The following is a 21,782-nucleotide window of genomic DNA, read 5'->3' as shown; positions in this document are numbered from 1 at the left end:
CATGTATCCAGACTGGGGAACGCGCCGGGCGGGATCGCGCCGCTCGGCCGACAGCGCACCCATCGGGAAAGGGCACAGCACGATGACAAGCGGTGACACCACGGCACTGGACGACCCGGTGGGCGAGTCGCTACGCGGCCGCCATGCAGGTCTTGGGCGCCGACTCGGCCGGGCTGCCACCTACCTGCCGCACGTCGCGACCTTCTCGGCGGTACCGGCCGATGCCGACGCGGCGGACTGGGCAGACCTCGCGCGGCTCCTCGGTCACGAGGCGTTCGCCGACATGTTCAGCTGCCCGGCGTCCCCACCGTCGGACTGGGAGCCGGTCTTCGTCCTCGAAGGCCGACAGCTGATCTGGCCCGGTAACAGCCGACCCGACCAGGCTCCTGCCGCGACCGGCCCCGAACTGGTCGAACTGGGTGCAGCCGATGTACCCCAGATGCTCGACCTGGTCGCACAGACCCAACCGGGACCGTTCTGGCCACGCACCCACGAACTGGGCACCTACCTCGGCATTCGCGACGGCGGCAGACTGCTGGCCATGGCGGGCGAACGGCTCCGGCCACCGGGATGGACCGAGATCAGCACAGTCTGCACAGCCCCCGAAGCACGCGGGCAAGGCCACGCCGCCCGCCTGGTCAGCACCCTCATCACACGCATCCTGGCTCGCAACGAACGCCCTTTCCTGCACGCGGCCGAAGCGAACACCGGCGCGATCGCGCTCTACGAACGACTCGGCTTCGCGACCCGCAAGCACGTGACCTTTCGCGGCTTCCGCACTCCGTGACCGGGACTGACTGGCCAGACATCACACGAACGCAGCCCTGTCACCAGCCCTTCGGTCGAGGGTGCCTGTCCGCCCTTCACGGTTGCTTCCCAAGCAGACACACACGCGACAGCAGCGCCTCTGACCGCGCGAGACTGGACGCCTGGTTCGCGTAGTACGACCCACAGAGCACGCAGCAGCGCGACGCCCGGCACATGGCCGACATGCCCGATGCGGCCCTGTGAAGTCCGATGTCGGGGCTGGCCCCTTCCCTCGTGCCGACTTCTTCCCAGTGGCTTTTTCGCTTTGATGTGGGATCGGCCCGGTCAGGATGCTTTGTCATGGATTGGTAAAGGTGCCGGATAGGACGCAACGGGCGGGGCGGCCAGCCCATCTGGGTAGTCAGCGAGGCGCACCGGGCGCCTACGAGAACGGGTGGGCCTCACCATGTCCGGGAGATCCACGGGAGGGAAGTCCATGACCAGGACGAAGAAGACCGGGATGAGGGCGCGGGGCGGTCGTGTGGCCGTGGTCGGTGCGCTGGGTCTGGCCTCGGTGGCTCTGGCCGCCGTGCCGGCGTTCGCCAAGGGGAGTGTGGAGATCACGGCGCCGCACACGGCGCATGTTGGCAAGGCCTTCAAGGTCACGGCACACGGGGATGACGACGCTGCCAGCTACCTGCAGATATGCCTGGAGGGCCGCAGCGGCGGGCAGGCTTGGCACCGGGTGACCTGTGGCGCCGTGGTCGACACGGGCACCGACGCGCGGGCCACCGCACACGTCAAGGCCGCGCACAGCGGCGTCCATCAATACCGAGCGGTTCTGTACGGCCTGACCAGCCCGCACGACCGCCATCCCGTACGCGAGAGGACCTCTGACGTGGCGAAGGTCGCGGTTCGTTAATCCCCGCAGCGCGGCTGCGGGCAGCCAGCACGACCGTTGCCTGCGGCCACGCGCGGACGATGAATGACGCGCCGGTGCCCCCGACCCCGCGGTCTCTGTGGGGCAATCCGGGGGCGTGTGTGGCGGCGGCCTGTACGACCCCGTTGGGTTGGTAAAGGCCGTCGTCGTGTTCCGGGCGGATACGGATACGGATACGGATGCGGATGCGGGGGTGGGGGAAGACATCCGCAGCAGGAGGGCTGGCGGAGACGGCCAGCGGAGCAGGCTCCTGAACTGGCGCCGGCCGTCGGTGCTGCGCTCAGTCGCATAATCGAGGTCCATGAGAAACACGAGACCGTCGGAGCGCCCAGAGCCGACCGAGCATTACATCTTCAGCGACAGCCGAACGATCGTACTGGAGCGCGGATTTCAGTGGGCATCCGCGCCTGACCGGGATCCGATCGAGCTGGAGCGAATAACCGCTCAATGTGCTGTCCGAGCGCTGGCGATGCTGTGCGAAGGGCTCATCAGGCCCCTGACGTTCTGTGCGACCAGAAACTGGGTGGATGAGTACGGTTGGCCGGCCGACGGCTGTCCGTCGCGAGGGAACTGGTTTCTCAAGACACCGCAGTCGCCGCCCGACGCCCGCCCACCTTATGTGGACCCTCAGGTCGTGGAGACAGCCACGGTCGACGAGCGGTCGATGCTCACCCTTGTCGACCGCCTGCTTGACGAACCGTGTGAGGCACCCGAAGGCCGGCGCCTGGCCTGGGCGGAGATGCTTGTGGACCACACCTGGGCCCGGTTGCCTGAACCCGACCGGCACATGCAGAACGATGAACTGCGCATCGATGACCACGACAACAAACTGCGTCGCGTTGTGGTCCCTTGTGAGCGTGCCAACGGCCGCACCTGGGTGACCACGCCGGAGACCAGTGTGAGGTACCCGTTCCTGCTGGCCGCGCACAAGTCCTTCGGCACGGTCTACTCCGACGGGCACGAGTACGACGAATTCATCGAGGTGGTGATTCACGTCAACTGGTCACTCTGGTGGCACGCCGGGGAGGGCCGAGCCCTGCTCGACCAAGCTGTGGACCGCCTTCTGCGGCAAGGATGGCGCTACGGAAACCCGTAACCCAGAAGCCTGGATGTGAGGACAGCCCGTCCCGCAGACCCGCAGAGGCGTCACTGGCAAGCGCGTGGCCAGGCGCCTGACGAAAGCGGCGCCCGGGGCGGTCTGTCCGGTCGGGCCGGCCAGACGGGTCAGACAGGTCAGATTCTCGCCGTCACGCGACGGGCCGCGCTCGACAAGAAGACGATGCCGAGCATCACTGCCGCGCTGAGGAGCACGAATGCCGGTGGCATGCCGGCCGGGGATCCGTTGCCGGTCCGGATCGCGCCCATGAAGTCGACCGGCGCGATGCCGTTCACCGTGGCGTACCACAGGGGCAGATAGGCGAACGGGAAGAGCCGATGGGTCCGGCTGAGCGTGCCGAGCACCAGGGCGAAGGACGGGATGAAGAGCGCTCCGCACAGCCAGTGGACCAGGCCCTGGGTGTCGGATCCGGTACACATGCGCAGTGCCGGTCCGATGCCCGCGACGGCCGTGAGTACGAAGCCCGCTGCCCATTCCGCGGCCACGCGGATGCGCGCCGAGGGGTAGGCGCCGAGGATGGCTTCGACACCGTATTCGTGGCGTTGGGTGCCCAGTCGGGACCAGATGAGCACCGGCCAGATCCAGGCCAACGGCAGCAGGATCCGGGTCACGCCGGTGGCCGGCGTGACCATCTGGGCGACGACGGTGAGGAGGAGAACGCCGGCCCACCACCACCGGGGCGTGCCTTGGATGAGGATGCGGACTTCTCCCAGGAGCAGCCGCAGTGCGGGGTTGCCGTAGTGCACCGAGGCCTGGGGCATGGTGGTGAATCCGGCGGACCGGGCCTGCGTACTCCTGCGGTCTTCCCACATGACCGGCGCGGGCGTTGCGGCCCCCTCTGGTGCGCTGCCGGGGTCCGCTCCGGAGGCCGCGAGGGCGCCCGCCCGCGCCGGGTCGAACCGGGGGAACCACAGGACGGGGAGCAGCGCGAGTGCCAGGGCGATGGCCACCAGCGCGTACCGGCCGAGGAGGAATCCGGGGCTCAGGTCGAAGCCGTGCCAGATGAACGTTTTCAGGGGCTTGTCCACCACCGTGAGTCCCAGACTGAATTCTCCGACCTGTTGGGGATCGATGCCCTGCGCCTTCATGTCCGCGGCCAGTGACCGGACGACGCTGTGTACGCCGATCCCGCCGAGCGGTGCGTTGGGGGACTGCCCGCCGATGGCGATGAACGCCCAGATGAAGAACCACAGGATGTTGCCCAGCCCGGCCCTCAGCAGCGGAATCGCCTCGAAGAGAAGCGCCGCGGCGGCGGTGAACGCCATCAGGGGCAGGGCGATCACGATGAACGGGCTCAGCAGTTCCACCGGGTTGACCGTCATGGACTCGGCGCGCGCGAGTTGCATGACGACCGCGGTGACCGCGAGCACCCCCAGCATGGAGGACAGAACCAGCACACTGCTGAGGAATTTGGCGAGCAGATAGGCCCACGTCCGCAGCGGCATGGCCGCCAGGAGCCGGCCCACGCCGGTGCTCTCGTCCCGTGAGATGGCGTTGCGTACGACGTAGAAGCCGCCGAGGGAGAGCCAGACCGTGCCGGCCAGCGCGACGACCATGCCGATGTAGGCGCTGTTGTAGGTGCCCCGGTAGGTGCCGATCTGCATGACCACCCAGCCGGCTTCCTTGGCCGGTGTGGCCACGTAGCCCAGCCCGACCGCGGCGATCAGGATGACGGCGTACGCCGGCCGTCGCACCCGGTCCCAGAAGTCCCCGAGAGCGAGCCTGATGAGGGTCTGCGACATCACTGCCACCCCTTCTGCCCGGCGGAAACGGCCGACGGCACGGCCTGCGTCGCGTGGTTCACGATGGCCAGGTAGGCGTCCTCGAGGTCGGGTTCGACCCGTTGGGCGGTGGCGTACGGCGGAACGTGGGTCAGCAGTCGTACGCGCACCCCGCTCGACGTGCGGATCATCCTGCTGACGATCTGCCCCTTCTGAATGGCGGGAAGGTCCGCCGGGTCGACGAGGACTTCCCATACGCGTCCCTCGACCGCGGCCAGCAGATCCTCCGGCGACCCCCGCCGCAGCAGTCGTCCACCGGCCATCACCGCGATGTCGGAGGCCACGGACTCGACGTCGGAGACGATGTGCGTGGAGAGCATCACGACGCGGTCCGCCGCGAGGTCGCTCAGCAGGTTGCGGAAGCGGACCCGCTCCTCGGGGTCGAGGCCGGCGGTGGGCTCGTCCACGATGATCACCTTGGGGTCGGCAAGCAGCGCCTGGGCGATGCCCACCCGTCGCAGCATGCCGCCCGAGTACTTCCCGAGAGGGCGCTTGACCGCCTCGGTGAGGTTGACCAGTTCCAGCAGTTCGTCGATGCGGGCCCGGGCGGAGCGGGCCGAGAGGCCCTTGGCGGCGGCGAGGTAGGACAGGAACTCACGAGAGGTGAGGTTGGGGTAGACCCCGAAGTCCTGCGGGAGGTAACCGAGGGTGCGGCGCAGCACGTCGGGCTTGGCCACCACGTCCTTACCGTGGAACAGGACCTGGCCGCTGGTCGGCCGGGTCACGGTCGAGGCGATCCGCATGAGCGAGGACTTGCCGGCCCCGTTGGGACCGAGCAGGCCGAGCATCCCGGTTTCGAGACGCATCGTCATGCCGTCCACGGCCCGCTTGCCGCCCCGGTAGTCCTTTGTGATGTCAATGAGTTCGAGCATGGTGACCTCCTACGCCCCGTGGACCCGCACACCGGAAAGCGGCACGAAAGCGGTCGTATGCGTGCCCCTCAGATGCGAGTCCTTCAGGTGCATGCTCTTCAGCTGTGTGCCCTTGAGGCGCGCGCCCTTCGGGTGTGTGCCCTTCAGCGGGCCGGCGAGCGAGAAGGGCTTCGTCTCGGGCGTTGCCTCCTCGGCGTCGGCGCGGACCGTGACGGCGGCCAGTGAGGTCAGGGCGACAGCGGCCAGGATGCTCCTGGACACACTGCGCATCGACGAACCAGGGCTGAGCACGTGGACCTCCGGAAAGCTTGGTAGATGGCTCCAGCATGGTTTTTCCGAGGTCCTGAGACATCTGCCGTTCGGCAGATATCCGGTGACCGGGTCCGCGTCACTTCCATGGAGGTGGAGGGTCGCGTAGGCACGCGCCGACGGCCCTGCAAGGGGCCCTGGCCGGCTACGCTCCTCGTTCCTCCGGCGCGCCCGTCGGCTGCGGCGCAGTCCAGCTGGTGAGGAGCCGGAGGGCTTGGGCGGTGTCGGACGAGGGCTCGACGTTGTAGACGCACAGGGTCTGTTCGGCGTCGCCGGGGACCTGGAAGGACTCGTACGAGAAGGTCAGGTCGCCGACCAGGGGGTGGTGATACTGCTTGGTGCCGTGCGTGCGGCGCAGCACCCGGTGGTCATTCCACCAGGCCGAGAACTCCGGTGATTTCACGGTGAGTTCGCCGATGAGGTCGGCGAGCCGGCGGTCGTCGGGGTGGCGTCCGGCTTCGAGGCGCAGGATGGCGACGGTCTCGGCGGCGATCCGCTCCCAGTCACCGACGCGGACGCGGGCCTCGGGGTCCAGAAGGTAATAGCGGGCCAGATTCCGTCGGACAGCGGGCAGGGCATCGAAGTCGGTCAGGACTTCGCGGGCCAGGCGGTTGGACGCCAGGACGTCGGTGCGCCGGCCGAGGATGAAGGCGGGCACATGGTCGAGGGTCTGCAGCATCAGGTGCAGTCCGGGGCGCACGCGCTGCGGGCCGGCGGGGGCGCGCCGGGCCGGGGCGGGACGGGCCAGGAGATCGGTGAGGTGCTCGCGCTCGACGGCGTCGAGTTGGAGGGCGCGGGCCAGGGCCTCGAGGACCTCGGGGGAGGGGTTCTGCGCACGGCCCTGTTCGAGCCGGGTGTAGTACTCGGTGCTCACCCCGGCCAGGCGGGCTGCCTCGTCACGGCGCAGGCCGGGTACCCGGCGGACCCGGCCGTCGGCGGGCAGCCCCGCCTGGTCGGGGGTGATCCGGGCCCGGCGGGTGCGCAGGAAATCGGCGAGCTCGCGACTACGGTCATCCATCCCCCCAGTGTGACGGGCGAGGGCGGACCACACCGGGCGGCGGGTGGTACTGCCAGTACCTGCCTTGCCGATACCTGCCTGCTCAGGGCCCTTTGTGGCGGCCCGTGAGACGTCTGCGGGTGGTGTTCTTGTGAAGGGGCCGGCGGCGACGAGCCGCAGACCCGAGCCCCTCATCCCACCCACCTCGAAATCTCACCCACCACGAGATCTCAACCCCTTCGAAAGGTGTCCCATGACCACCACGCAGACCTCTGCCCGTCCCCTCTCCGGCCGCGTCGCGGTCGTCACCGGTGCCTCCAGCGGTATCGGTGAGGCCTCGGCCGAGCACCTGGCCGGGCTCGGTGCCCGTGTCGCCGTCCTGGCGCGGCGGGCCGAGCGGCTGGACGACCTGGTCGCCCGGATCGAGAAGAACGGCGGCGAGGCGCTGGCCCTCGCGGTCGACGTGACCGACGCCGCGGCCGTGCAGGCGGCCGCGGACCGGGTGGCGGCCCAGCTCGGTGGTGCCGACCTGCTGTTCAACAACGCGGGTGTCATGCTCCCGGCCCCGGTCGAGGAGCTGGCCACCGACCAGTGGCAGCGGCAGATCGACCTGAACATCACCGGCCTGATGAACGTCATCGGCGCGTTCACGCCGCAGCTGGTGACGGCCGCTGGGGAGCGCGGTGTGGCCGACCTGGTCAACACGTCGTCGATCGCCGCGCAGAACCTCTTCCCGAACTTCGCCGTCTACTCCGCGACCAAGGCATACGTCACCCATCTCTCCCGGCACCTGCGAGCCGAACTGGGCGCGAAGAACGTCCGGGTCTCGGCGCTCGAACCGGGCATCGTCGGCACCGAGCTGCAGAGCCATGTCACCGACGCGGGGGCGTTGGAGTGGCTGGAGGGCTCCAAGGAGACCATGGAGTGGCTCACGCCCCAGGACATCGCGCAGACCGTCGGCTTCGTCGCGACCCTCCCGCCGCGGGTCAACCTCCAGCAGGTCACCATCATGCCCACCCGTCAGCTCAGCTGAGCCGGAAGCACGATTCCCCACGCTCGGTCGAGAGGGCCGCGCCTCTTGGCCGGGCGGACCTGCAGACGGTGGCCAGCTCCGGCATGGCCACCGTTGGAGTCATAGTTGGGGCCATTGGGCTCGCCGGACGCGCGTGCCGGGCGATCGCAAGCTCGATGTGGTGGGACCATCGCCTTGTTTCGCCTCACAGGGCCAGGTTGTCATGAAAACTTTCGCAGATCTGTTGAGTGCGCTCTCCACTCTGGCATGGCCACTCCTCGCCGGCCTGGTGATCTGGCGGCTCTTCCCCACCATCAAGAAAATCATTGACTCTCGGGGGTTCACCGTGAAGGTCGGATCGGCGGAGCTGACGGTTCAGGAGGTCTCGGAAAAGGTCTTGAAGACCACGGCTGATATTCAGGGGAAGCTGGCGTCGGTCAGTGCCTCTCCCGAATACGCCGGACTGGAGAACAGAAGTGTTCTCCGCCCCCTGCAAAGGGTCCTATGGGTGGACGACCACCCATCGAACAACGCCTACGAGGCGGCACAGTTGCAGACCCTGGGCGTGGACGTGGTGCAGGCCGAGTCGACCGGTAAGGGAATCAATGCCATGTCGGCGGCGGTGCCGCCGTTCGACGCGGTCATCTCGAACATGGCACGGAAAGAGGACGGCAGTCTTCACCCGGACGCCGGTATGGAGCTTGCCCGGGAGATTCGGGCACGTGGCTACGACGTCCCGGTATTCATCTACGCTTCGAGCCAGGAACTTGCCAGGCGGGCCGAGATCCTGGCAGCTGGCGTCAATGACATCACCACCTCGCCTACCCACCTGTTCACGCTGTTGCGCAAGGTGGGGGAGTTCCCGCATGAGTACGCGACGGGCTAGTAGGCCGGTGGTCGCAGCCGGAGGCCATGGCGCCGACCCTGCCCGCTGGCGGGCCATGTCCGACCAGGTTGTGGCCCGACCCGTGCGCCCGGTCAGCCCAACAGCCCGGCGGCTTCCTGGCGTGCGTGGTGCAGCCAGGCCGAACGTGCTTCATCGACCGCGATCGTGCCGAGTGAGGGGCGTGGGATCAGTGGGGGCTGGTCAGGGTGGCCAGGTAGGCGTCAAGTAGCTCGATTTGCCGCTGCGGAGGGAACTCCGCCGGGGCGAACAGAGCCTGGACCACCAGGCCAAGAGTGAAGGCCTGAGCGCCGGCGGCGATCTGTTCGGGGTTGCCCGGGGGGAGTTCGCCGGTTGCCTGGGCCGCGGCCACCCGTTCGCTCAGCCTGGCGCGGCTTTGGGCGTACTTGCGGGCGTAGTCGGTGCTCAGGGCGGGGTCGGAGAGTGCGGCGTCCCAGGAGGAGACCCAGATTCGGTTGCTGTCGGTGGCCTCGGGGGTCAGCGGCAGGATGTCCAGTAGCGCGTCCCTGACGGCGGCCAGGCCCTTGCCCGCTTGGCGGCGGGGACGGGACAGGGTGCGCTGTTCGAGGAGGTCAAGGGCGTACTCCACCAAGGCTTGTTTGGTGGGGAAGTAGTGCGTGAGCAGGCCGGTGGTCGCTCCGAGTTGGGTGGCGACGGCGCGCAGCGTCAGGCCGGCGAAACCGCGTGTCGCCATGACCTGCCAGACCGCTTCGGAGACGTCGCGTCGGCGGGCCTCGTGATCTCCCTTGGTGCGTGGCATGCTCCCACGGTACGTTGCCGTAACGTTTGTTATGTGAAGGGGGAGGTCCTGATGTTCTCACTGCCGCTGCGCGACGGTGCTTGCCTTGGTCCGCTGGAGATCTGGCATGCCGAGGAGTTCGCCGACCATCTGGACCGGGCTCGCGAACACATTCGTCCGTGGGTCGGGCCCGCGTTCGTCACCGGCGATGTGGACGGAGCGCGGGCCACGCTCCAGCGCTATGCCGAGCGCCAGGCCGGCGACGGCGCCCGCCTCTACGGCATCTGGCGGGGCGGAATGTTGGTCGGCGGTGTGATGTACACCGATTTCAATGCCGCTGCCGGTCTGTGTGAGATCGGCTGCTGGCTGGAGCCGTCCGCCGAGGGACACGGCCTGATCACTCAGGCGTGCGGGGCGTTGTTGGACTGGGCGTTCACGTCCCGGGGACTGCACCGGGCCGAGTGGCATTGCAGGGCCGACAACGACCGCAGCTCAGCCGTGGCCAAGCGGCTCGGCATGACCCTGGAGGGCGTACGACGCGAGGCATGGCCGTACGGGGGCAAGCGCCACGACAAGCAAATCTGGGCGGTCCTTGCTCCTGAATGGCAGGCCCTGAATGGCAGGCCCTGAAGGGTCAGTGACCGGCGACGGCTCGGTCTGACAACAGATCCGCCGTCCCGATGGCTGGCCCGCGCCTGCGTGGATCATGATACGGGGATGACCAAGAACCCGAACTCTCCGAATTTCCCTGACGCTCCGAACTCCGCGGGCTCTCCGTCGTCCCCCGCCATACGCCTGGAGCGCTATACGCGAGCGGAGCAGAACGAAATCCTTGGCGACGCCGAGGATCCGTTCAGCGTTGGGGAAACCGGCCTCACGTGGCGCGGCAAGGACGAGCACTTCGGCATCCGCCACGGCGCACGGCTTGTCGCGCACGCAGGGCTGGTGCGACTTCCGCTCACGATCGCCGACACACCGACCGAGGTCGCGGGTGTCGGCGGGGTGGCGGTGGCCGCTGACGTACGCGGCTGTGGCCTCGCCCGCCAAGTCGTCGCCGCGGCGTTGGAACACGCCCGCACGATGGGCCCGCGCCATGCCCTCCTGTTCTGCCGACCACCCCTGGAAGCGCTGTACCGCCGGCTCGGCTGGCACCGACTCGACGGCGACGTCCTCGTGGAGCAGCCCGAGTCCCGGCTGGTGGTGATGCCCCTGCGCACGATGGTCATCTCACTGCACGATGACGCGTCGTGGCCGTCGGGACGCGTTCGACTGCTGTCCTTGCCCATGTGACGCCTGGAGGACACAGTGGCACAGGCTTCCGCGGCTGACCGCGAACGCGGGCTGACGCCGGCCGGTCAGAGGCTGTCGGTGTCCATGGGGAGGTTGAACGGGTCGGGGAGCCGCACCATGGTGCCGTAAGCCGCGCCCGCGAACGGGCCATGGGCATGCGGGCGCATTGGCCGCCAACACGAGCATCGGTGTCCGGGCGCTGACGGCGATCGATGACGCCGAACTGACCGTCGCGACCCGCCCTGTCGTTCCCGGCCGCCGCCGGGGGTCACCCGGGCGGCCGGCAACGGGGACCGAGAACGGCCGGGAACAGGGAGCCGGGGACGGGTCAGCTCACGGGTGGGGTGTCCGGGGTGAGTCGTTCGAAGGCGACCAGGAGATGTTCCGGGCCGCGCAGGATGGCGTTCTCCCGGTACGGCGGCGGGTCGGTGACCAGGCGCGGTGCGTGCAGTCTGCGGGCGAGGGCGGTGAGCGCTATCTGTGCTTCCGCGCGGGCGAGGGTGGCGCCGATGCAGTAGTGGATGCCGCCGCCGAAGCCGAGGTGGGCGTTCTCGCGGCGGTCGGGGACGAACCGGTCGGGGTCCTCGAAGCGGTGCGGGTCACGGTTGCCCGCGGCGAGCATGAGGCGGATGCGGGAGCCCTGGGGGATCGTGGTGCCGGCAAGGTCGATGTCGGCCAGGGCACTACGGCCGGAGATCTGCACCGGTGGGTCGTGGCGCAGGACCTCTTCCACCAGCGGAGTGGCCAGGTCGGGGTCGGTGCGCAGCCGGGCGAGGACGTCGGGGTTGCGCAGCAGGACGAGGGTGCCGTTGGCGATCAGGTTGACGGTGGTCTCGTGCCCGGCGATCAGCAGCAGGCCGAGGGTGACGCGCAGCTGTATCGGGTCCAGCACCCGGTCGGGACCCTCGTGGAACATCAGGCCGGACAGCAGGTCGTTGCCGGGGTTCGTCCGGCGCTGGATGATGAGCCCTTCCAGGTACTGGACCAACTCGCCGCGGGCCCGGTCGAGTTCGCGCAGTTCCTCTTCGGTCTGGGTGTCGACGGGGTCCAGGCCCCGGGTGAGTCGGCGGGCGAGGCCGCCGAAGAGGGCTTCGTCCTCGCGGGGCACGCCGAGCAGTTCGCAGATCACCGTGACCGGCAGCGGGTAGGCCAGCTCGGCGACGACATCGAGTTGGCCGGGACGGTCGCTGGTGTGCGCGTCGAGGAGCCGGCCGACCAGTTCGCCGAGGTGGTCGCGCATGCCCATGACGCGAGGAACGAATTCCTGGGTGACCACGCGGCGCAGCTGGTCGTGGAGCGGCGGGTCCTGCATGAGCAGGCTCCTGGCGGCCTTGGGGATCTTGTTCTGCGGGTCGAGCCGGTCGGCGCTGCTGCGCGGGTCGTGCAGCAGTTGCCGGATCTCCCGGTAGCCGCTGACCAGCCAGGAGCCGTCGTCCATGCGCATGACCGGGTGCCGGCGCAGCTCGGCGTAGTGGGGGTAGGGGTCGGCGCGGTTCTCGTACCGCAGGGCCCGGGCGAACAGGTCGGTGGCCGAGGGCGTGGTGGATGTCGTCATGGGAACTCTCCGTTCACCGGTGTGCGGACGCGGCCGACGCGAGGGCCGACGGCGTTCCGGGGTCGTGGTCCGAGGCGCTGCCGGCAGCACGACCGGGAAGTTCGGCGTCGACGGGGTCGAGGTGGGCCGGGCCGTCGGTGGCGCCCAGCATCGGCGGGAACGGTGCGCGGGCTTCGATGAGGGCCGCGTAACCGTCCAGTACGCGGGGGGAGTCGACCGCCACGGCGCCGACCAGCCTGCCCTTCAGCCCGTACGCGGCGACGAACCGCCGTTGGTCCAGGGCACCTTGGGTGACCACGACCTGGTCGGCGAGGGCCGGCACACCGATGGACTTGAGATAGCGGCCGAACTGGTGGGACCAGAAGGCGGGCAGCGGACGGTGGACGCGCTGATCGCCCGGGCCGTGGACGAGATTGTGTGCGGCGGTGCGTGCCTGGGCGACGGCGTTGTCCCAGTGGTCCAGGCGCAGCAGCCGCCCGAAGTAGTGGGGATGCGGCCAGCGGGCGACGTCACCGGCGACGAACACGTCCTCGGCCCGCCTGCCGTCGGTGGTCACGGCCCGGCACCCGCCGTCGCTCACCACGCCGCGCTGGTCGGCGGCGAGCCCCGAGCCGGCCAGCCACTCGGTGTTGGCCAGGGCGCCAGTGGCGACCACGGCCACCTCGGCGTCCACGACCGTGCCGTCGGACAGCACGGCACGGCGCAACCGGCCGGACGGGTCGCCTTCCAGGGCCTGGACCGTGGTGTCCGTCCGCAGGTCCACCCCCGCCTCGCGGTACCAGTCGGCGGCGGCCCGGCCGATCACCCCGCCCAGCGCACTGGTCAACGGCGCCCCGCTGCGCTGCGTCACCGTCACCGCCAGCCCCAACTCGCGGCAGACGGAGGCGACTTCGCCGCCGGTGAAACCCGCGCCGATGACCAGCACCCGGGACGGGCCGGCCACCAGCGCGCCCCGCAGCCGCTCGGCGTCCTCGCGGGTGCGCAGCACATGGACGCCGTCCAGGCCACCCCCGGCCCGGACGGGCCAGGGACGTGCCCGGGTGCCGGTGGCGATCAGCAACCGGTCGTACGCCACCGACCGCCCGTCGGCCAGCTCCACCCGACGGGCGGGTACATCCAGCCCGGTGGCAGGGGTGCCCAGCAGCCAGTGCGCGTCGATGTTACGAACCCGGGGCAGCACGATGTGGTCGCAGCTCAGCCGGCCGGACAGTACCGCTTTCGACAGCGGCGGCCGGTCGTACGGCTCATGCGGCTCCTCGCCGATCAGCGTGAGTTCCCCGGCGAACGCCTCGTCCCGGAGGGCTTCGGCCGCGCGCAACCCGGCCAGAGAGGCGCCGACCACCACGATCCGGCCCGAACGCAGCCCTGCCGCGCCCGACGCGGTCACCGGTCCGCTCCGCCCACGGTGGGCGCGGGCTCGGTGGCACCGCTGAGCGTGATCGCCTGGACCGGGCAGGCGGCAGCGGCCCGCTCCACCTCGCGGCGGAGTCCGGCATCGGGCGCGTAGTCGTACTCCAGCGATTCCTCGCCGTGGAACCGGAAGACCGTCGGCGCGGCGTAGACGCACTGCCCGTAGCTCTGGCAGAGGTTCAGGTCCACCACCAGCCTCAGGGGCTGCGGCGGGGACTGCGTGGTCATCTCTCTTCCCTTTCCTCGCTGGTCAGGGGCCCGAAAGCGGCGGCTTTCGCATCGTGTGCGGCGAGTGGCCGAGCCCCGGCAGGCGATAGCGAGCGCCATTCAGATAGGCATCGCTATTTGGACTGTACACGCTATCCAAGGGTTTGACATAGTGATCCCTATCTGAATAGCTTCGGCGACATGAATGGTGAGAGTGACGAACCTGCCCGCCGGCGATTGAGCCGGGCAGAGGCCAAGGCCCGCACCCGGGCGCTACTGCTGGACGCGGCGGCTCGGGTCTTCGCCCGCAAGGGCTTCACCGGCGCCTCCGTGGAGGAGATCGCAGAGACGGCGGGCTTCTCCATCGGCGCGCTGTACTCGAACTTCGGCGGCAAGGAGGCGCTGTTCCTGGAACTGCTCTCGCACCGCCAGACCGACCGCATCGCCGAAGCCGCCCAGACCTTGGACCGCCACGAGCCAGGCACTGGGGAAGCCGCCGCCGAACTCGGCCGCCTTCTGCTCGACGTCGCCGACAAGGACATCGACTTCGCCCCGCTCCAGGCCGAGTTCTGGCTCTACGCGGTGCGCAACCCGGACGTCCTGGACGCCATGGCGGCCAACCTGCGCGCACCCCGCCAGGCACTGGAGGGCGTGATCAGCACGTCCCTGGCGCAGCAGGGCGCCCCCGCCGAGGTCTCCGCCGAGGCCGTCGCCACCGTGGTGGCTGCCCTGTTCGGCGGCCTGGTACGCCAGCGGCGCATCGACCCCGCCAGCGTGCCCGAGGAACTCTTCGGCCAGGCCCTGAAGTGGCTGTTCGCCGGCATCAACGCCGGTACCGCCCCCGCGGCCACCGAGAGCGAGTGACAGGCCCGCCGCCACCGAGCGCGAACGACACCCCGCAGCGGCCTACCGACGGCCGCCGCGGACCGTCCTCACACCCAGGCACCGCCCCGGCCCGGTCGATGCCGCACCGCGTCCGGTCGTCGTTCACCCGCCTCCCACGAAGGAAGCGCCTGCATGAACGCTCACCAGAAGACGCCGCCCGTCCCGGGCCGAGCGGCCTCCCGTGACCGCAGTATCCGGATGGGCTACGCCGCCATCGGCCTGTTCATGGCCTTCACCTGGATGGGAGGAAGCGACGAGCCCCCGTGGGCCCACGCCCTGCGCGCCGCCGTCATGCTGCTGATCGTCCCGCCGCTGCTGTTGCCGACCAACCGCCACCTGACCCACAAGCTCTACGAGGCCGAACACCCCGCCTGGGCAGTGGGTCAGCTGATCGGCGCGCGCATCCTGATCCTCTCGGCCGGCTTCGGCATCAGCATGCTGCTCGGCGTCCTGCTGTACCCGCACGCCGAGCGCTCCCTGACCTCGCTGGGCGTCCGAGTCCTCCTGTTGCTGCTCACCGTCCCCCTCCAGATCCGCCAAGCCCACCGCACGCGGGCTCACACCGTGCACCCCTCGGCACGACCCACCGTGTCCGCGCCGCGCCTGATGGCCGCAAAGTTCACGCTGATCATCGCCGCACTCCTGGCGGAGTTGCTGCTGATGCCGCACCTGAGCAACGCCGGCGTCGTCGTCGCCGTGGGCATCTTCGTCACGACCCTCACCCTGGGCCCCAAGGCCCACCACCAACTGATGGTCACCCAGGCCCCCACCACGGACCGGAAACCGGTCGGCGACACGGTCTGACCGCCCGTGGGAGGAGGTCGCGGTCAGTCCTGGGCGATAGACCCGGGGCACGAGCAGGGCTGTGCCGGCGCCTTGGAACAGACGGGCCGACACCCACAACGCCGGCCGTCGGCGCGAGGCCGCAACGGACCGAGGCGATGGTGAAGACCCCCGCGTGCAAACCGTGTGGGAAGGCGGGCATCGCCACCACCACGGCGAACACATCAGAGTGGAGAGGAAGGTGCCGGAGAGCAGACTGTGGGTGTGCGGCTCACCCGGGTGAAGTCCGTTCGGGCGTGCCGCTCACCCGGACACCTCGGCTGGTCTGCCGCTATGGAACTGCGATCGTCTCGACCCATGCATCGACGGTGACGACGTCCGCCCACTGCGGGAACAGTCGCTCGATGAGGACCCGGTGCACCTCTGGGTCGATGTCCAGACAGGCGTCGGAGAGAACGGTGAGTCCAAAGTCCAGGTCGTTCGCCTGGCACAGGGTGGACAGCACCACGGCGCTGGTGGCGATGCCGGTGAGTACGAGACTGTCGATCCCGCGTGCCCGCAACACCACATCGAGATCGCTGCCCGAGAATGCGCTCGCCCGCCTCTTGGTGACCACCACGTCGCCCGGCCGGGGCGCGACCTCCGGGTGGATCTCGGTGCCTGGAGCGCCCTCGACGTAGAGCCCAGCACGTGCGATGGCAGCGAGAGGCCTGTTGCGCGTGCCAACTTCCGGGAAGCCGGGGCGTAGCGCGATGACCACGTAGATCACGGGAATGTTCGCCGCCCGGGCTGCATCGATCGCGCTGCGCAGGCGTGGCAGGTATCCGGAGCCGTCGTCGACGATGTCCACGATGTCCCGTTGAACGTCCATCACGAGAAGGGCGCTGCTCATATCGTCTCCAGGAACGAAGTTCGCGTGGCGTTGAAAAGGGCCGGGTTCGCCATGTTCGGACCTGCGCGGGCTCGGACATGGTGGCGGGCTTGTTGCGCACAGTGGGCCGGGCACGAGCGCTCAGCCGGCAGTGGGTGCGAAGCATGACGAGGCCGCCCAGCACGGGGACAGGTTGCGGCAGGGCGAGCGTTGTGGGCGCCGTCAGTACATGACGGTGATCCGACGTTCGGGCCCGTCTATCCTGACCGTGCCGCCAACGGGAATCACCACCTGCGGGTCCGTGTGGCCGAGATCGACATCGAATACCGCTGGCATGTCCGGGGCGTACTCGGACAGCGCCCGCAGCACCGCCTTGCGCTGGGCGCTGCGGTACTCGGCGCGCTGATGCGCATTGTGGGGATTCTGGAACGACCAGGCCTTGGCGCGCCCCACCAGCAGTGCGGAAAACTGCCGGAGCAGCCCGCGTTCGCCCATGTTCCGCAGGATCCGGTAGACCGTCTCGTCCCGCGGCATCTCCTCCGAGGTCTCCACGAACAGCACGCGCCCGGCGTACTGTTCCGCCGGAAGGATCTCCCGGTCGGCCATCATCAGCCAGGACAGGATCTCCAGTTCCCCTCCCCACGCACGGCCCTCGACGACCCGGTCAGCGTTGTGCCACCTCCAGGCGTCCGCCGGCTCCATGGCGGGTTCGACGTCGAACGTGGCCGGGTCCTGCCACAACTTGTCCTCGGTCCGGGTCTCCTTCGGCTCCGTGAGCTCGAACGGTCCGGAGGTGAACAGTGCGGCGCGCAGCGACGCTGCAGTCAGCGGGTGCATCGCTCCGGGACGCCCGAGCTCGACCATGACGGTGCCGCCGTGGTAGGCGACGATGCCACAGTTGGCGAGGTAGACCAGCAGGTTCGTGTTGTCGCTGTATCCGAAGAACGGCTTGGGGTTGGCGCACAGCAGGTCGCGGTCGAGGTGCGGCAGGAGCGTGATCTGATCGTCCCCGCCGATGCTCGTGATGACCGCCTTGACCTCTGGGTCGGCGAACGCCGCGTGCACATCGGCCGCGCGCTCCTGTGGGGTGCTGTTCATCTTCCGGGTGGTCGGATATTCCACGACGTGCAGGCCGAAGTCCTCGCGCAGCCGCCGCAAGCCCAATTCGAAGGGCAGCGGCAGGATGCCGGCGAGTCCGCTGGACGGTGAGACGACGGCGACCGTGTCACCTGGTTGGGGCTTCGCGGGGTACAGAGGCGCTGTCATGACGCGACACTACACAAGTGGCCCACGGAGAGACCGTGAATTTTCTCAGCGTGCAGACAGCGGGCCCACCCTCCTTGGCCCCGATCGGCTACGTGCGCCCACGACTTGCTGAACTGTCCGCTGAACTGCCCGCGCCCATCGGGCACTTCGGCTGGGACGAGAAGCTGACGCCACCGTGACGTTGCGGCATGGCGCCGTGCTGGAGAGCCGCCTGGTTTGGCGGACGAGTGGGATGTCCATCCGGTGGTGGGCAGGCGGCCTATGTCGCGGGTGGAGGTCAGCGGGCTGGCCGGGCGAGCGTCGGACAGTGCGCGCGAAGGCGTGCGTAGGGGACCAGAAGGCGCTTGGAGCCGGTCATGCCGTTGCCGCCGCGTGCGTCACGGCCGCGGCGGCAAGGCCGCGGATGAGGGGATGCGGGCGACTGCCGTCACCGGCGAGTTCCGGCTGGAAGAGGGTGGCGAGGAAGAACGGGTGACTGGGCAGTTCCGCGATGCGCACCTCGCCTTCGGAATCGGCGCCGGTGAAATGCAGCCCTTGGTCGCGCAGCAGCTTCACGTAATGGGGACTGGCGCCGAAGTTGCAGTGGTAGCGCTCGATGGATCGCTCGGCGCCGATGAGTTGCTCGGCGAGCGAGCCCGCGGTCAGCTCGATCGTGCCTTCGTGGCCGACGAGCGAGCAGGCGAGCGGCACCACCACAGCGTCTTCTGCCGGTGTGTCCGGCGAGTTTTCGGCATGCGCCGCCGTCGACCGGCCGCACACGTTACGGGCGTATTCGAGCAGGACGTGTTGGAAGCCGGCGCAGGTGCCGAGAAGGGGAACGTGGTGTTCGCGGGCGGTCCGGATGGCTGCCAACGCGCCGGACTCGCTGCGGTACGGGCTGCCGGGCAGCATCCAGATCGCATCGAACGCGGCCAGCGCCGTGGCGTCCGTCGCGTCCTCGGTGGGGATCCAGTAGGCGTCCAGGTCCAGGTCGTCGCGCTCGCGCAGCGCGTCGAGCAGGCCCGGGATGCGGGTGTGGGAACGGACGTGGGGCGAGCGGTCGCCGACCAGGGCGATGCGGGCGGTGTGGGTCATGCCGCCATCCTGAGCCGTCCACCTGCATCGCGTCCAACGATGATCTCTGCACCTAGCATCAGCAATACTGATACTCATGGACCCGCAGCAGCTTCGCACCTTCGTCGCCGTGGTCGACCACCGCTCCTTCTCCGCCGCCGCCCGGGGCCTGGGCTACACCCAGTCCGCCGTGTCGCAGCACATCGCCGCCCTCGAAGCCGACCTCGACGCGCCGCTGGTCACCCGCCGCCCAGTCACCCCGACCGAGGCGGGCGAGCGGCTGCTGGAACACGCCCGACCGCTGTTGCTGCGCCTGGATGCGGCTCGGGCGGATATCGCCCGCCTGCGCAGAGCGCACCCCGGACGACTCGCAGTGGCGTGCGCCCCCGGAGCTCTGACGCCCGCCGTCGCGAATGCATTGGTACGCGCCCGGACCGCGGCCCCACAGCTCGCGGTCTCGGTACGGGTGGGCGCCCGAAGCGAGGCAGTCCAGGCAGTGCTGGCCGGAGCGGCCGATCTCGCCCTGGTCGATGGCGCGGCAGCGCCCAGTGACCCCCTTCCGCTGCCCGACGCCGGCCCCCTGACCGCCTTCGCGATCGCCCAAGAGCCACTCGCGGTCCTGCTGCCCGCCTCCCACCCGCTCGCCGGACGTCCCGCACTGCGGCTGCCGGACCTCGCCGCCGCTCGCTGGATCGACGCCCCCGACGCAGCCGTGCCCCTGGCCCAGCTACGGGTCGCCGCCCAGAGCGACGGCTTTGAACATCAACTCACCTACACCGGAAGCGATATCAAGACGCTCGGCACCCTGGTGGCCGCCAATGGCGGACTCGCGACAACAGCCCTACCCATGGCCGCCGGCATGTCAGGCGTCGCGGCCGTACCGATCACCGAACCCCGGCTCGTGCACCGCACCGAACTCCTCCACCCCCGCAACCCCACTGCCCCGGCCGCCGAACTTGCCGAGACCCTGCGCCTGGCGTAACAGCATCCACATTTCCCACCCGCATCCGCCGAACTGCTGACACCGCAACATGGCGAACTGCGAGCTGGTCGAGGCTGGTCCACCTGAAGTCGGTGGCCTGGACGGTGAGTTCGGCGTGGACGTAGTGCATGGTGTCGCGGCCGTGCAGGGCTCCAAGCGCCGGGCATCTGCCGCACAACAAGGGCTTCCGGAAGTACCTGTCGGACAACGACTGGAAGCTCCGAATCTGCCTCTAAAATGAGCCGCGTGCACTTCGAACTGAACCCACCGCACGGCATCACCGGTTTTCCCCTCGGGGTATCCGCCGACGCTGTACGCGCAGCCGCCGCGGAACTGGGTGAGGTCAAGGTGCAGGACGACGGGTCCGCCGACCCCATTCACTACATGAAAATCCTCGCCCTGCATGCGCAGTTCGAGACCGTGTTCCACATCGAAGACGGGAAGACCCTGACGGCAGCGGAAATGTGGATCCCGCGCCCCGGCCCTGAAGAGATCACCGTGCGCTTCCGCGGAATCGATGTTTTCCGGACTCCCGCCCGTGAGCTACTGCAGCAGTTGGACGGGCTGGGGTTGACCGTGCTGGACGAAACCCTCTACGCCTTCGTGCCGCGGCTCTCCATGGGCTTCACACGTGTGGCCGCTCATGACGTCCCACTCAACACCGATGGCGAGGCGCTCTACTTCCAGGCCGTCTTGACCGGCCCTCACGATTATTACGACTACAAGCTCGCGTAGGCCGGCTCGAACCGCCCCTTCCCCAAGTGCGGTTGGCCGCGCGCTTGGTGCTGCGGCGGCAGACGACGCCGCAGCACACCGCCAGCGGCTTGCCGAGGTCGCCCTGGTACAGCACCTCTCTACGAAGAGGCCAAGGCGGCGCCGAGGACTGGGGCCCGGACGTCGAAGTCACCGTTCGGCCCTGGCCCCTCTCGCGGTGGGCTACAGGTCACTTCCGGTAGCCGTGCGGCGGGCAAGCGGAGGGCGGGGCAGGTCAGTCCCACTGCAGCTGATCTGGCCGATCGCGAGGGTCAAGGTGGCCAGTGCCTTGTCGTCGGGTAGTTGGTGGCCAAAGGTGACGCGGGACGGTCGCTGCACGGGGGTCCTTGCGACCGGTGTGGTCAGGGGTGCGCGAGGGTGTCTTCCAGGACGAGGACGTCTTCAAGGAGGTCGGCGAGGAGTGCGGCGCCCTTGCCGTCCGGGTCGAGGTCTGGGTCGTAGATGGTGAGGTTCACCCCGACGCAGCGCGGTGAGGCGGCCAACGGGGCCAGCAGTGACCGGAGTTCCTCGGTGACTAGTCCGCCGGGGTCGGGGCTGTCGACCGCCGGCATCACGGAGGGGTCCAGGACATCTGCGTCGAGGTGGATCCAGAAGCCGTCCAGTGCAGGCCCTTGGAGGTGGTCGAGGACTGCACGGGCCACCGCCTCAGGCCCGCGCCGCCGGATTTCCCCGACGGGGGTGTGAGGGATGCCGAGTTCGGTCAATTCCGCCTGGTACCCGTCGGCGTCACGGATGCCCAGGACGCTCAGGTCCTCGTCGCGGACGTAGGGCCGCAGCCCGTCGATGTCGGTGAGGTCGGCCTGTCCGCGGCCCGTGATCTGCGCGACGCCCTCTCCGGCGGCGGCTCCCAGCGGTCCGGACACGGCAACGTTCCCCGGGTGCCTGAAGTCGCCGTGCCCGTCGAGGTAGGCCACGCCGTACCGGCCCAGCCGTCGCAGCCCGAGCACCGCACCGAGCAGGATGCTGCAGTCTCCGCCGAGCAGTACCGGGAAGTCGCCGCTGCGCACCCGGTCCTCGACGCGCGCGGCCAGCTTGCGGGTGTACCCGGCCATGGCCGTGGCGTTGAAGTCCCCGTCCACTCCCTCTCGCCAGCCCGTCAGGTCGTAGCGCGGCGATACCACGACGCCGCCCTCCAGCGCGCCCAACCGGCGCAGCAGGCCCTGTTCGCGCAGCGCCCCGGCGAGCTTGGCGCAGCCGGGGACGGTGCCGGGTGCGGGCGGACGCAGCCCCAGGTTGGACGGGGCATCGATCAGTACGGTGCGACGCATAGGGAGATCGTCACACAGAC

Annotated in this window: 23 protein-coding genes; 11 read left to right on the top strand and 12 right to left on the bottom strand. The window is 69.3% G+C overall.

Features of this window, described 5'->3' with window-relative positions; genetic code table 11:
- The first annotated feature begins 82 nt into the window (after positions 1-82).
- From IG62_RS0102695 to IG62_RS46985, 3 genes are all read left to right on the top strand, one after another.
- Positions 83-787: a GNAT family N-acetyltransferase gene (locus IG62_RS0102695; protein ID WP_030797071.1), complete on the top strand. Its 705-nt coding sequence runs from the start codon at positions 83-85 to the stop codon at positions 785-787.
- A 456-nt stretch (positions 788-1,243) separates the two neighbouring features.
- Positions 1,244-1,669, top strand: a complete 426-nt coding sequence (locus IG62_RS0102690) for a hypothetical protein (protein ID WP_030797068.1) — start codon at positions 1,244-1,246, stop codon at positions 1,667-1,669.
- Between the two features lie 319 nt (positions 1,670-1,988).
- A complete protein-coding gene (locus IG62_RS46985) occupies positions 1,989-2,783 on the top strand; it encodes a hypothetical protein (RefSeq protein ID WP_158794955.1) in 795 nt (264 codons plus the stop codon).
- Positions 2,784-2,920: 137 nt separating this feature from the next.
- On the opposite strand, the gene IG62_RS0102675 is transcribed toward IG62_RS46985, so the two are convergent.
- The 4 genes from IG62_RS0102675 to IG62_RS0102660 all read right to left on the bottom strand — a co-directional run bounded on the left by IG62_RS0102675 (position 2,921) and on the right by IG62_RS0102660 (position 6,784).
- Positions 2,921-4,546: a hypothetical protein gene (locus IG62_RS0102675; RefSeq protein WP_030797060.1), complete on the bottom strand. Its 1,626-nt coding sequence runs from the start codon at positions 4,544-4,546 to the stop codon at positions 2,921-2,923.
- A complete protein-coding gene (locus IG62_RS0102670) occupies positions 4,546-5,457 on the bottom strand; it encodes an ABC transporter ATP-binding protein (RefSeq protein WP_030797058.1) in 912 nt (303 codons plus the stop codon). The genes IG62_RS0102675 and IG62_RS0102670 overlap by 1 nt, the downstream gene beginning before the upstream one ends.
- 9 nt (positions 5,458-5,466) lie before the next feature.
- Positions 5,467-5,718, bottom strand: a complete 252-nt coding sequence (locus IG62_RS0102665; RefSeq protein ID WP_158794954.1) for a hypothetical protein — start codon at positions 5,716-5,718, stop codon at positions 5,467-5,469.
- 193 nt (positions 5,719-5,911) lie between these two features.
- Positions 5,912-6,784 (bottom strand): helix-turn-helix transcriptional regulator, encoded by an 873-nt coding sequence (locus tag IG62_RS0102660; RefSeq protein ID WP_030797054.1) that lies wholly within the window; start codon positions 6,782-6,784, stop codon positions 5,912-5,914.
- 232 nt (positions 6,785-7,016) lie between these two features.
- Between IG62_RS0102660 and IG62_RS0102655 the strand changes: the two genes are divergently transcribed.
- Positions 7,017-7,796, top strand: coding sequence for an SDR family oxidoreductase (locus IG62_RS0102655; protein WP_030797052.1), 780 nt, complete (start codon positions 7,017-7,019; stop codon positions 7,794-7,796).
- Between the two features lie 202 nt (positions 7,797-7,998).
- Entirely contained in the window at positions 7,999-8,661 is a 663-nt protein-coding gene (locus IG62_RS43020; RefSeq protein WP_030797050.1) for a response regulator, read from the top strand.
- A gap of 187 nt (positions 8,662-8,848) precedes the next feature.
- Here IG62_RS43020 and IG62_RS0102645 read toward each other — a convergent pair whose 3' ends face one another.
- Positions 8,849-9,439, bottom strand: coding sequence for a TetR/AcrR family transcriptional regulator (locus IG62_RS0102645; RefSeq protein ID WP_030797047.1), 591 nt, complete (start codon positions 9,437-9,439; stop codon positions 8,849-8,851).
- 51 nt (positions 9,440-9,490) lie between these two features.
- On the opposite strand from IG62_RS0102645, the gene IG62_RS0102640 reads away from it, so the two are divergent.
- Positions 9,491-10,048, top strand: a complete 558-nt coding sequence (locus IG62_RS0102640) for a GNAT family N-acetyltransferase (protein WP_030797044.1) — start codon at positions 9,491-9,493, stop codon at positions 10,046-10,048.
- Positions 10,049-10,135: 87 nt separating this feature from the next.
- Positions 10,136-10,708, top strand: coding sequence for a GNAT family N-acetyltransferase (locus IG62_RS0102635; protein WP_051797483.1), 573 nt, complete (start codon positions 10,136-10,138; stop codon positions 10,706-10,708).
- A gap of 328 nt (positions 10,709-11,036) precedes the next feature.
- Here the strand turns inward: IG62_RS0102635 and IG62_RS0102625 are convergent, their stop codons facing one another.
- From IG62_RS0102625 to IG62_RS0102615, 3 genes are read right to left on the bottom strand one after another with little or no spacing between them, the layout of a single operon-like run.
- Positions 11,037-12,263, bottom strand: coding sequence for a cytochrome P450 (locus IG62_RS0102625; protein WP_037837699.1), 1,227 nt, complete (start codon positions 12,261-12,263; stop codon positions 11,037-11,039).
- Between the two features lie 13 nt (positions 12,264-12,276).
- Positions 12,277-13,650, bottom strand: coding sequence for an NAD(P)/FAD-dependent oxidoreductase (locus tag IG62_RS0102620; protein WP_078871772.1), 1,374 nt, complete (start codon positions 13,648-13,650; stop codon positions 12,277-12,279).
- Entirely contained in the window at positions 13,647-13,901 is a 255-nt protein-coding gene (locus IG62_RS0102615) for a ferredoxin (RefSeq protein ID WP_324604604.1), read from the bottom strand. Before IG62_RS0102615 ends, IG62_RS0102620 begins: the two co-directional genes overlap by 4 nt.
- A 180-nt stretch (positions 13,902-14,081) precedes the next feature.
- On the opposite strand from IG62_RS0102615, the gene IG62_RS0102610 reads away from it, so the two are divergent.
- Together IG62_RS0102610 and IG62_RS0102605 are read left to right on the top strand one after the other, a co-directional pair.
- On the top strand, positions 14,082-14,744 hold the full coding sequence (locus tag IG62_RS0102610; RefSeq protein WP_030797032.1) for a TetR/AcrR family transcriptional regulator: 663 nt from the start codon (positions 14,082-14,084) through the stop codon (positions 14,742-14,744).
- A gap of 153 nt (positions 14,745-14,897) precedes the next feature.
- Complete coding sequence (locus tag IG62_RS0102605) at positions 14,898-15,569, top strand: hypothetical protein (protein WP_030797030.1); 672 nt, start codon at positions 14,898-14,900, stop codon at positions 15,567-15,569.
- 310 nt (positions 15,570-15,879) lie between these two features.
- Here the strand turns inward: IG62_RS0102605 and IG62_RS0102600 are convergent, their stop codons facing one another.
- The 3 genes from IG62_RS0102600 to IG62_RS0102590 form a co-directional block, all read right to left on the bottom strand.
- Positions 15,880-16,440 (bottom strand): cysteine hydrolase family protein, encoded by a 561-nt coding sequence (locus IG62_RS0102600; RefSeq protein WP_030797028.1) that lies wholly within the window; start codon positions 16,438-16,440, stop codon positions 15,880-15,882.
- A 201-nt stretch (positions 16,441-16,641) separates the two neighbouring features.
- Complete coding sequence (locus IG62_RS0102595) at positions 16,642-17,685, bottom strand: S66 family peptidase (protein ID WP_030797026.1); 1,044 nt, start codon at positions 17,683-17,685, stop codon at positions 16,642-16,644.
- 354 nt (positions 17,686-18,039) lie between these two features.
- Positions 18,040-18,759 (bottom strand): glutamine amidotransferase-related protein, encoded by a 720-nt coding sequence (locus IG62_RS0102590; RefSeq protein WP_030797024.1) that lies wholly within the window; start codon positions 18,757-18,759, stop codon positions 18,040-18,042.
- Positions 18,760-18,835: 76 nt separating this feature from the next.
- On the opposite strand from IG62_RS0102590, the gene IG62_RS0102585 reads away from it, so the two are divergent.
- Together IG62_RS0102585 and IG62_RS0102580 are read left to right on the top strand one after the other, a co-directional pair.
- Entirely contained in the window at positions 18,836-19,720 is an 885-nt protein-coding gene (locus IG62_RS0102585; protein WP_030797022.1) for a LysR family transcriptional regulator, read from the top strand.
- Between the two features lie 237 nt (positions 19,721-19,957).
- Positions 19,958-20,455, top strand: a complete 498-nt coding sequence (locus IG62_RS0102580; protein WP_030797020.1) for a hypothetical protein — start codon at positions 19,958-19,960, stop codon at positions 20,453-20,455.
- Between the two features lie 380 nt (positions 20,456-20,835).
- Here IG62_RS0102580 and IG62_RS0102575 read toward each other — a convergent pair whose 3' ends face one another.
- Positions 20,836-21,762 (bottom strand): arginase family protein, encoded by a 927-nt coding sequence (locus IG62_RS0102575; RefSeq protein WP_030797016.1) that lies wholly within the window; start codon positions 21,760-21,762, stop codon positions 20,836-20,838.
- Positions 21,763-21,782: the final 20 nt, after the last annotated feature.

The organism is Streptomyces sp. NRRL S-337 (assembly GCF_000720175.1).
GTDB lineage: Bacteria > Actinomycetota > Actinomycetes > Streptomycetales > Streptomycetaceae > Streptomyces > Streptomyces siderophoricus.
The sequence above is the reverse complement of the archived record's forward strand: the minus strand, read 5'-3'. Positions and strand labels throughout refer to the sequence as shown.

What these genes read in the sequence shown, in the direction of transcription:
- IG62_RS0102595 (WP_030797026.1), bottom strand. Translation starts at nt 17,685, where the DNA reads ATGACAGCGCCTCTGTACCCCGCGAAGCCCCAACCAGGTGACACGGTC.
- IG62_RS46985 (WP_158794955.1), top strand. Translation starts at nt 1,989, where the DNA reads ATGAGAAACACGAGACCGTCGGAGCGCCCAGAGCCGACCGAGCATTAC.
- IG62_RS0102690 (WP_030797068.1), top strand. Translation starts at nt 1,244, where the DNA reads ATGACCAGGACGAAGAAGACCGGGATGAGGGCGCGGGGCGGTCGTGTG.
- IG62_RS0102590 (WP_030797024.1), bottom strand. Translation starts at nt 18,759, where the DNA reads ATGACCCACACCGCCCGCATCGCCCTGGTCGGCGACCGCTCGCCCCAC.
- IG62_RS0102575 (WP_030797016.1), bottom strand. Translation starts at nt 21,762, where the DNA reads ATGCGTCGCACCGTACTGATCGATGCCCCGTCCAACCTGGGGCTGCGT.
- IG62_RS0102660 (WP_030797054.1), bottom strand. Translation starts at nt 6,784, where the DNA reads ATGGATGACCGTAGTCGCGAGCTCGCCGATTTCCTGCGCACCCGCCGG.
- IG62_RS43020 (WP_030797050.1), top strand. Translation starts at nt 7,999, where the DNA reads ATGAAAACTTTCGCAGATCTGTTGAGTGCGCTCTCCACTCTGGCATGG.
- IG62_RS0102645 (WP_030797047.1), bottom strand. Translation starts at nt 9,439, where the DNA reads ATGCCACGCACCAAGGGAGATCACGAGGCCCGCCGACGCGACGTCTCC.
- IG62_RS0102615 (WP_324604604.1), bottom strand. Translation starts at nt 13,901, where the DNA reads ATGACCACGCAGTCCCCGCCGCAGCCCCTGAGGCTGGTGGTGGACCTG.
- IG62_RS0102655 (WP_030797052.1), top strand. Translation starts at nt 7,017, where the DNA reads ATGACCACCACGCAGACCTCTGCCCGTCCCCTCTCCGGCCGCGTCGCG.
- IG62_RS0102625 (WP_037837699.1), bottom strand. Translation starts at nt 12,263, where the DNA reads ATGACGACATCCACCACGCCCTCGGCCACCGACCTGTTCGCCCGGGCC.
- IG62_RS0102585 (WP_030797022.1), top strand. Translation starts at nt 18,836, where the DNA reads ATGGACCCGCAGCAGCTTCGCACCTTCGTCGCCGTGGTCGACCACCGC.
- IG62_RS0102695 (WP_030797071.1), top strand. Translation starts at nt 83, where the DNA reads ATGACAAGCGGTGACACCACGGCACTGGACGACCCGGTGGGCGAGTCG.
- IG62_RS0102610 (WP_030797032.1), top strand. Translation starts at nt 14,082, where the DNA reads ATGAATGGTGAGAGTGACGAACCTGCCCGCCGGCGATTGAGCCGGGCA.
- IG62_RS0102605 (WP_030797030.1), top strand. Translation starts at nt 14,898, where the DNA reads ATGAACGCTCACCAGAAGACGCCGCCCGTCCCGGGCCGAGCGGCCTCC.
- IG62_RS0102675 (WP_030797060.1), bottom strand. Translation starts at nt 4,546, where the DNA reads ATGTCGCAGACCCTCATCAGGCTCGCTCTCGGGGACTTCTGGGACCGG.
- IG62_RS0102635 (WP_051797483.1), top strand. Translation starts at nt 10,136, where the DNA reads ATGACCAAGAACCCGAACTCTCCGAATTTCCCTGACGCTCCGAACTCC.
- IG62_RS0102580 (WP_030797020.1), top strand. Translation starts at nt 19,958, where the DNA reads ATGAGCCGCGTGCACTTCGAACTGAACCCACCGCACGGCATCACCGGT.
- IG62_RS0102670 (WP_030797058.1), bottom strand. Translation starts at nt 5,457, where the DNA reads ATGCTCGAACTCATTGACATCACAAAGGACTACCGGGGCGGCAAGCGG.
- IG62_RS0102640 (WP_030797044.1), top strand. Translation starts at nt 9,491, where the DNA reads ATGTTCTCACTGCCGCTGCGCGACGGTGCTTGCCTTGGTCCGCTGGAG.
- IG62_RS0102600 (WP_030797028.1), bottom strand. Translation starts at nt 16,440, where the DNA reads ATGAGCAGCGCCCTTCTCGTGATGGACGTTCAACGGGACATCGTGGAC.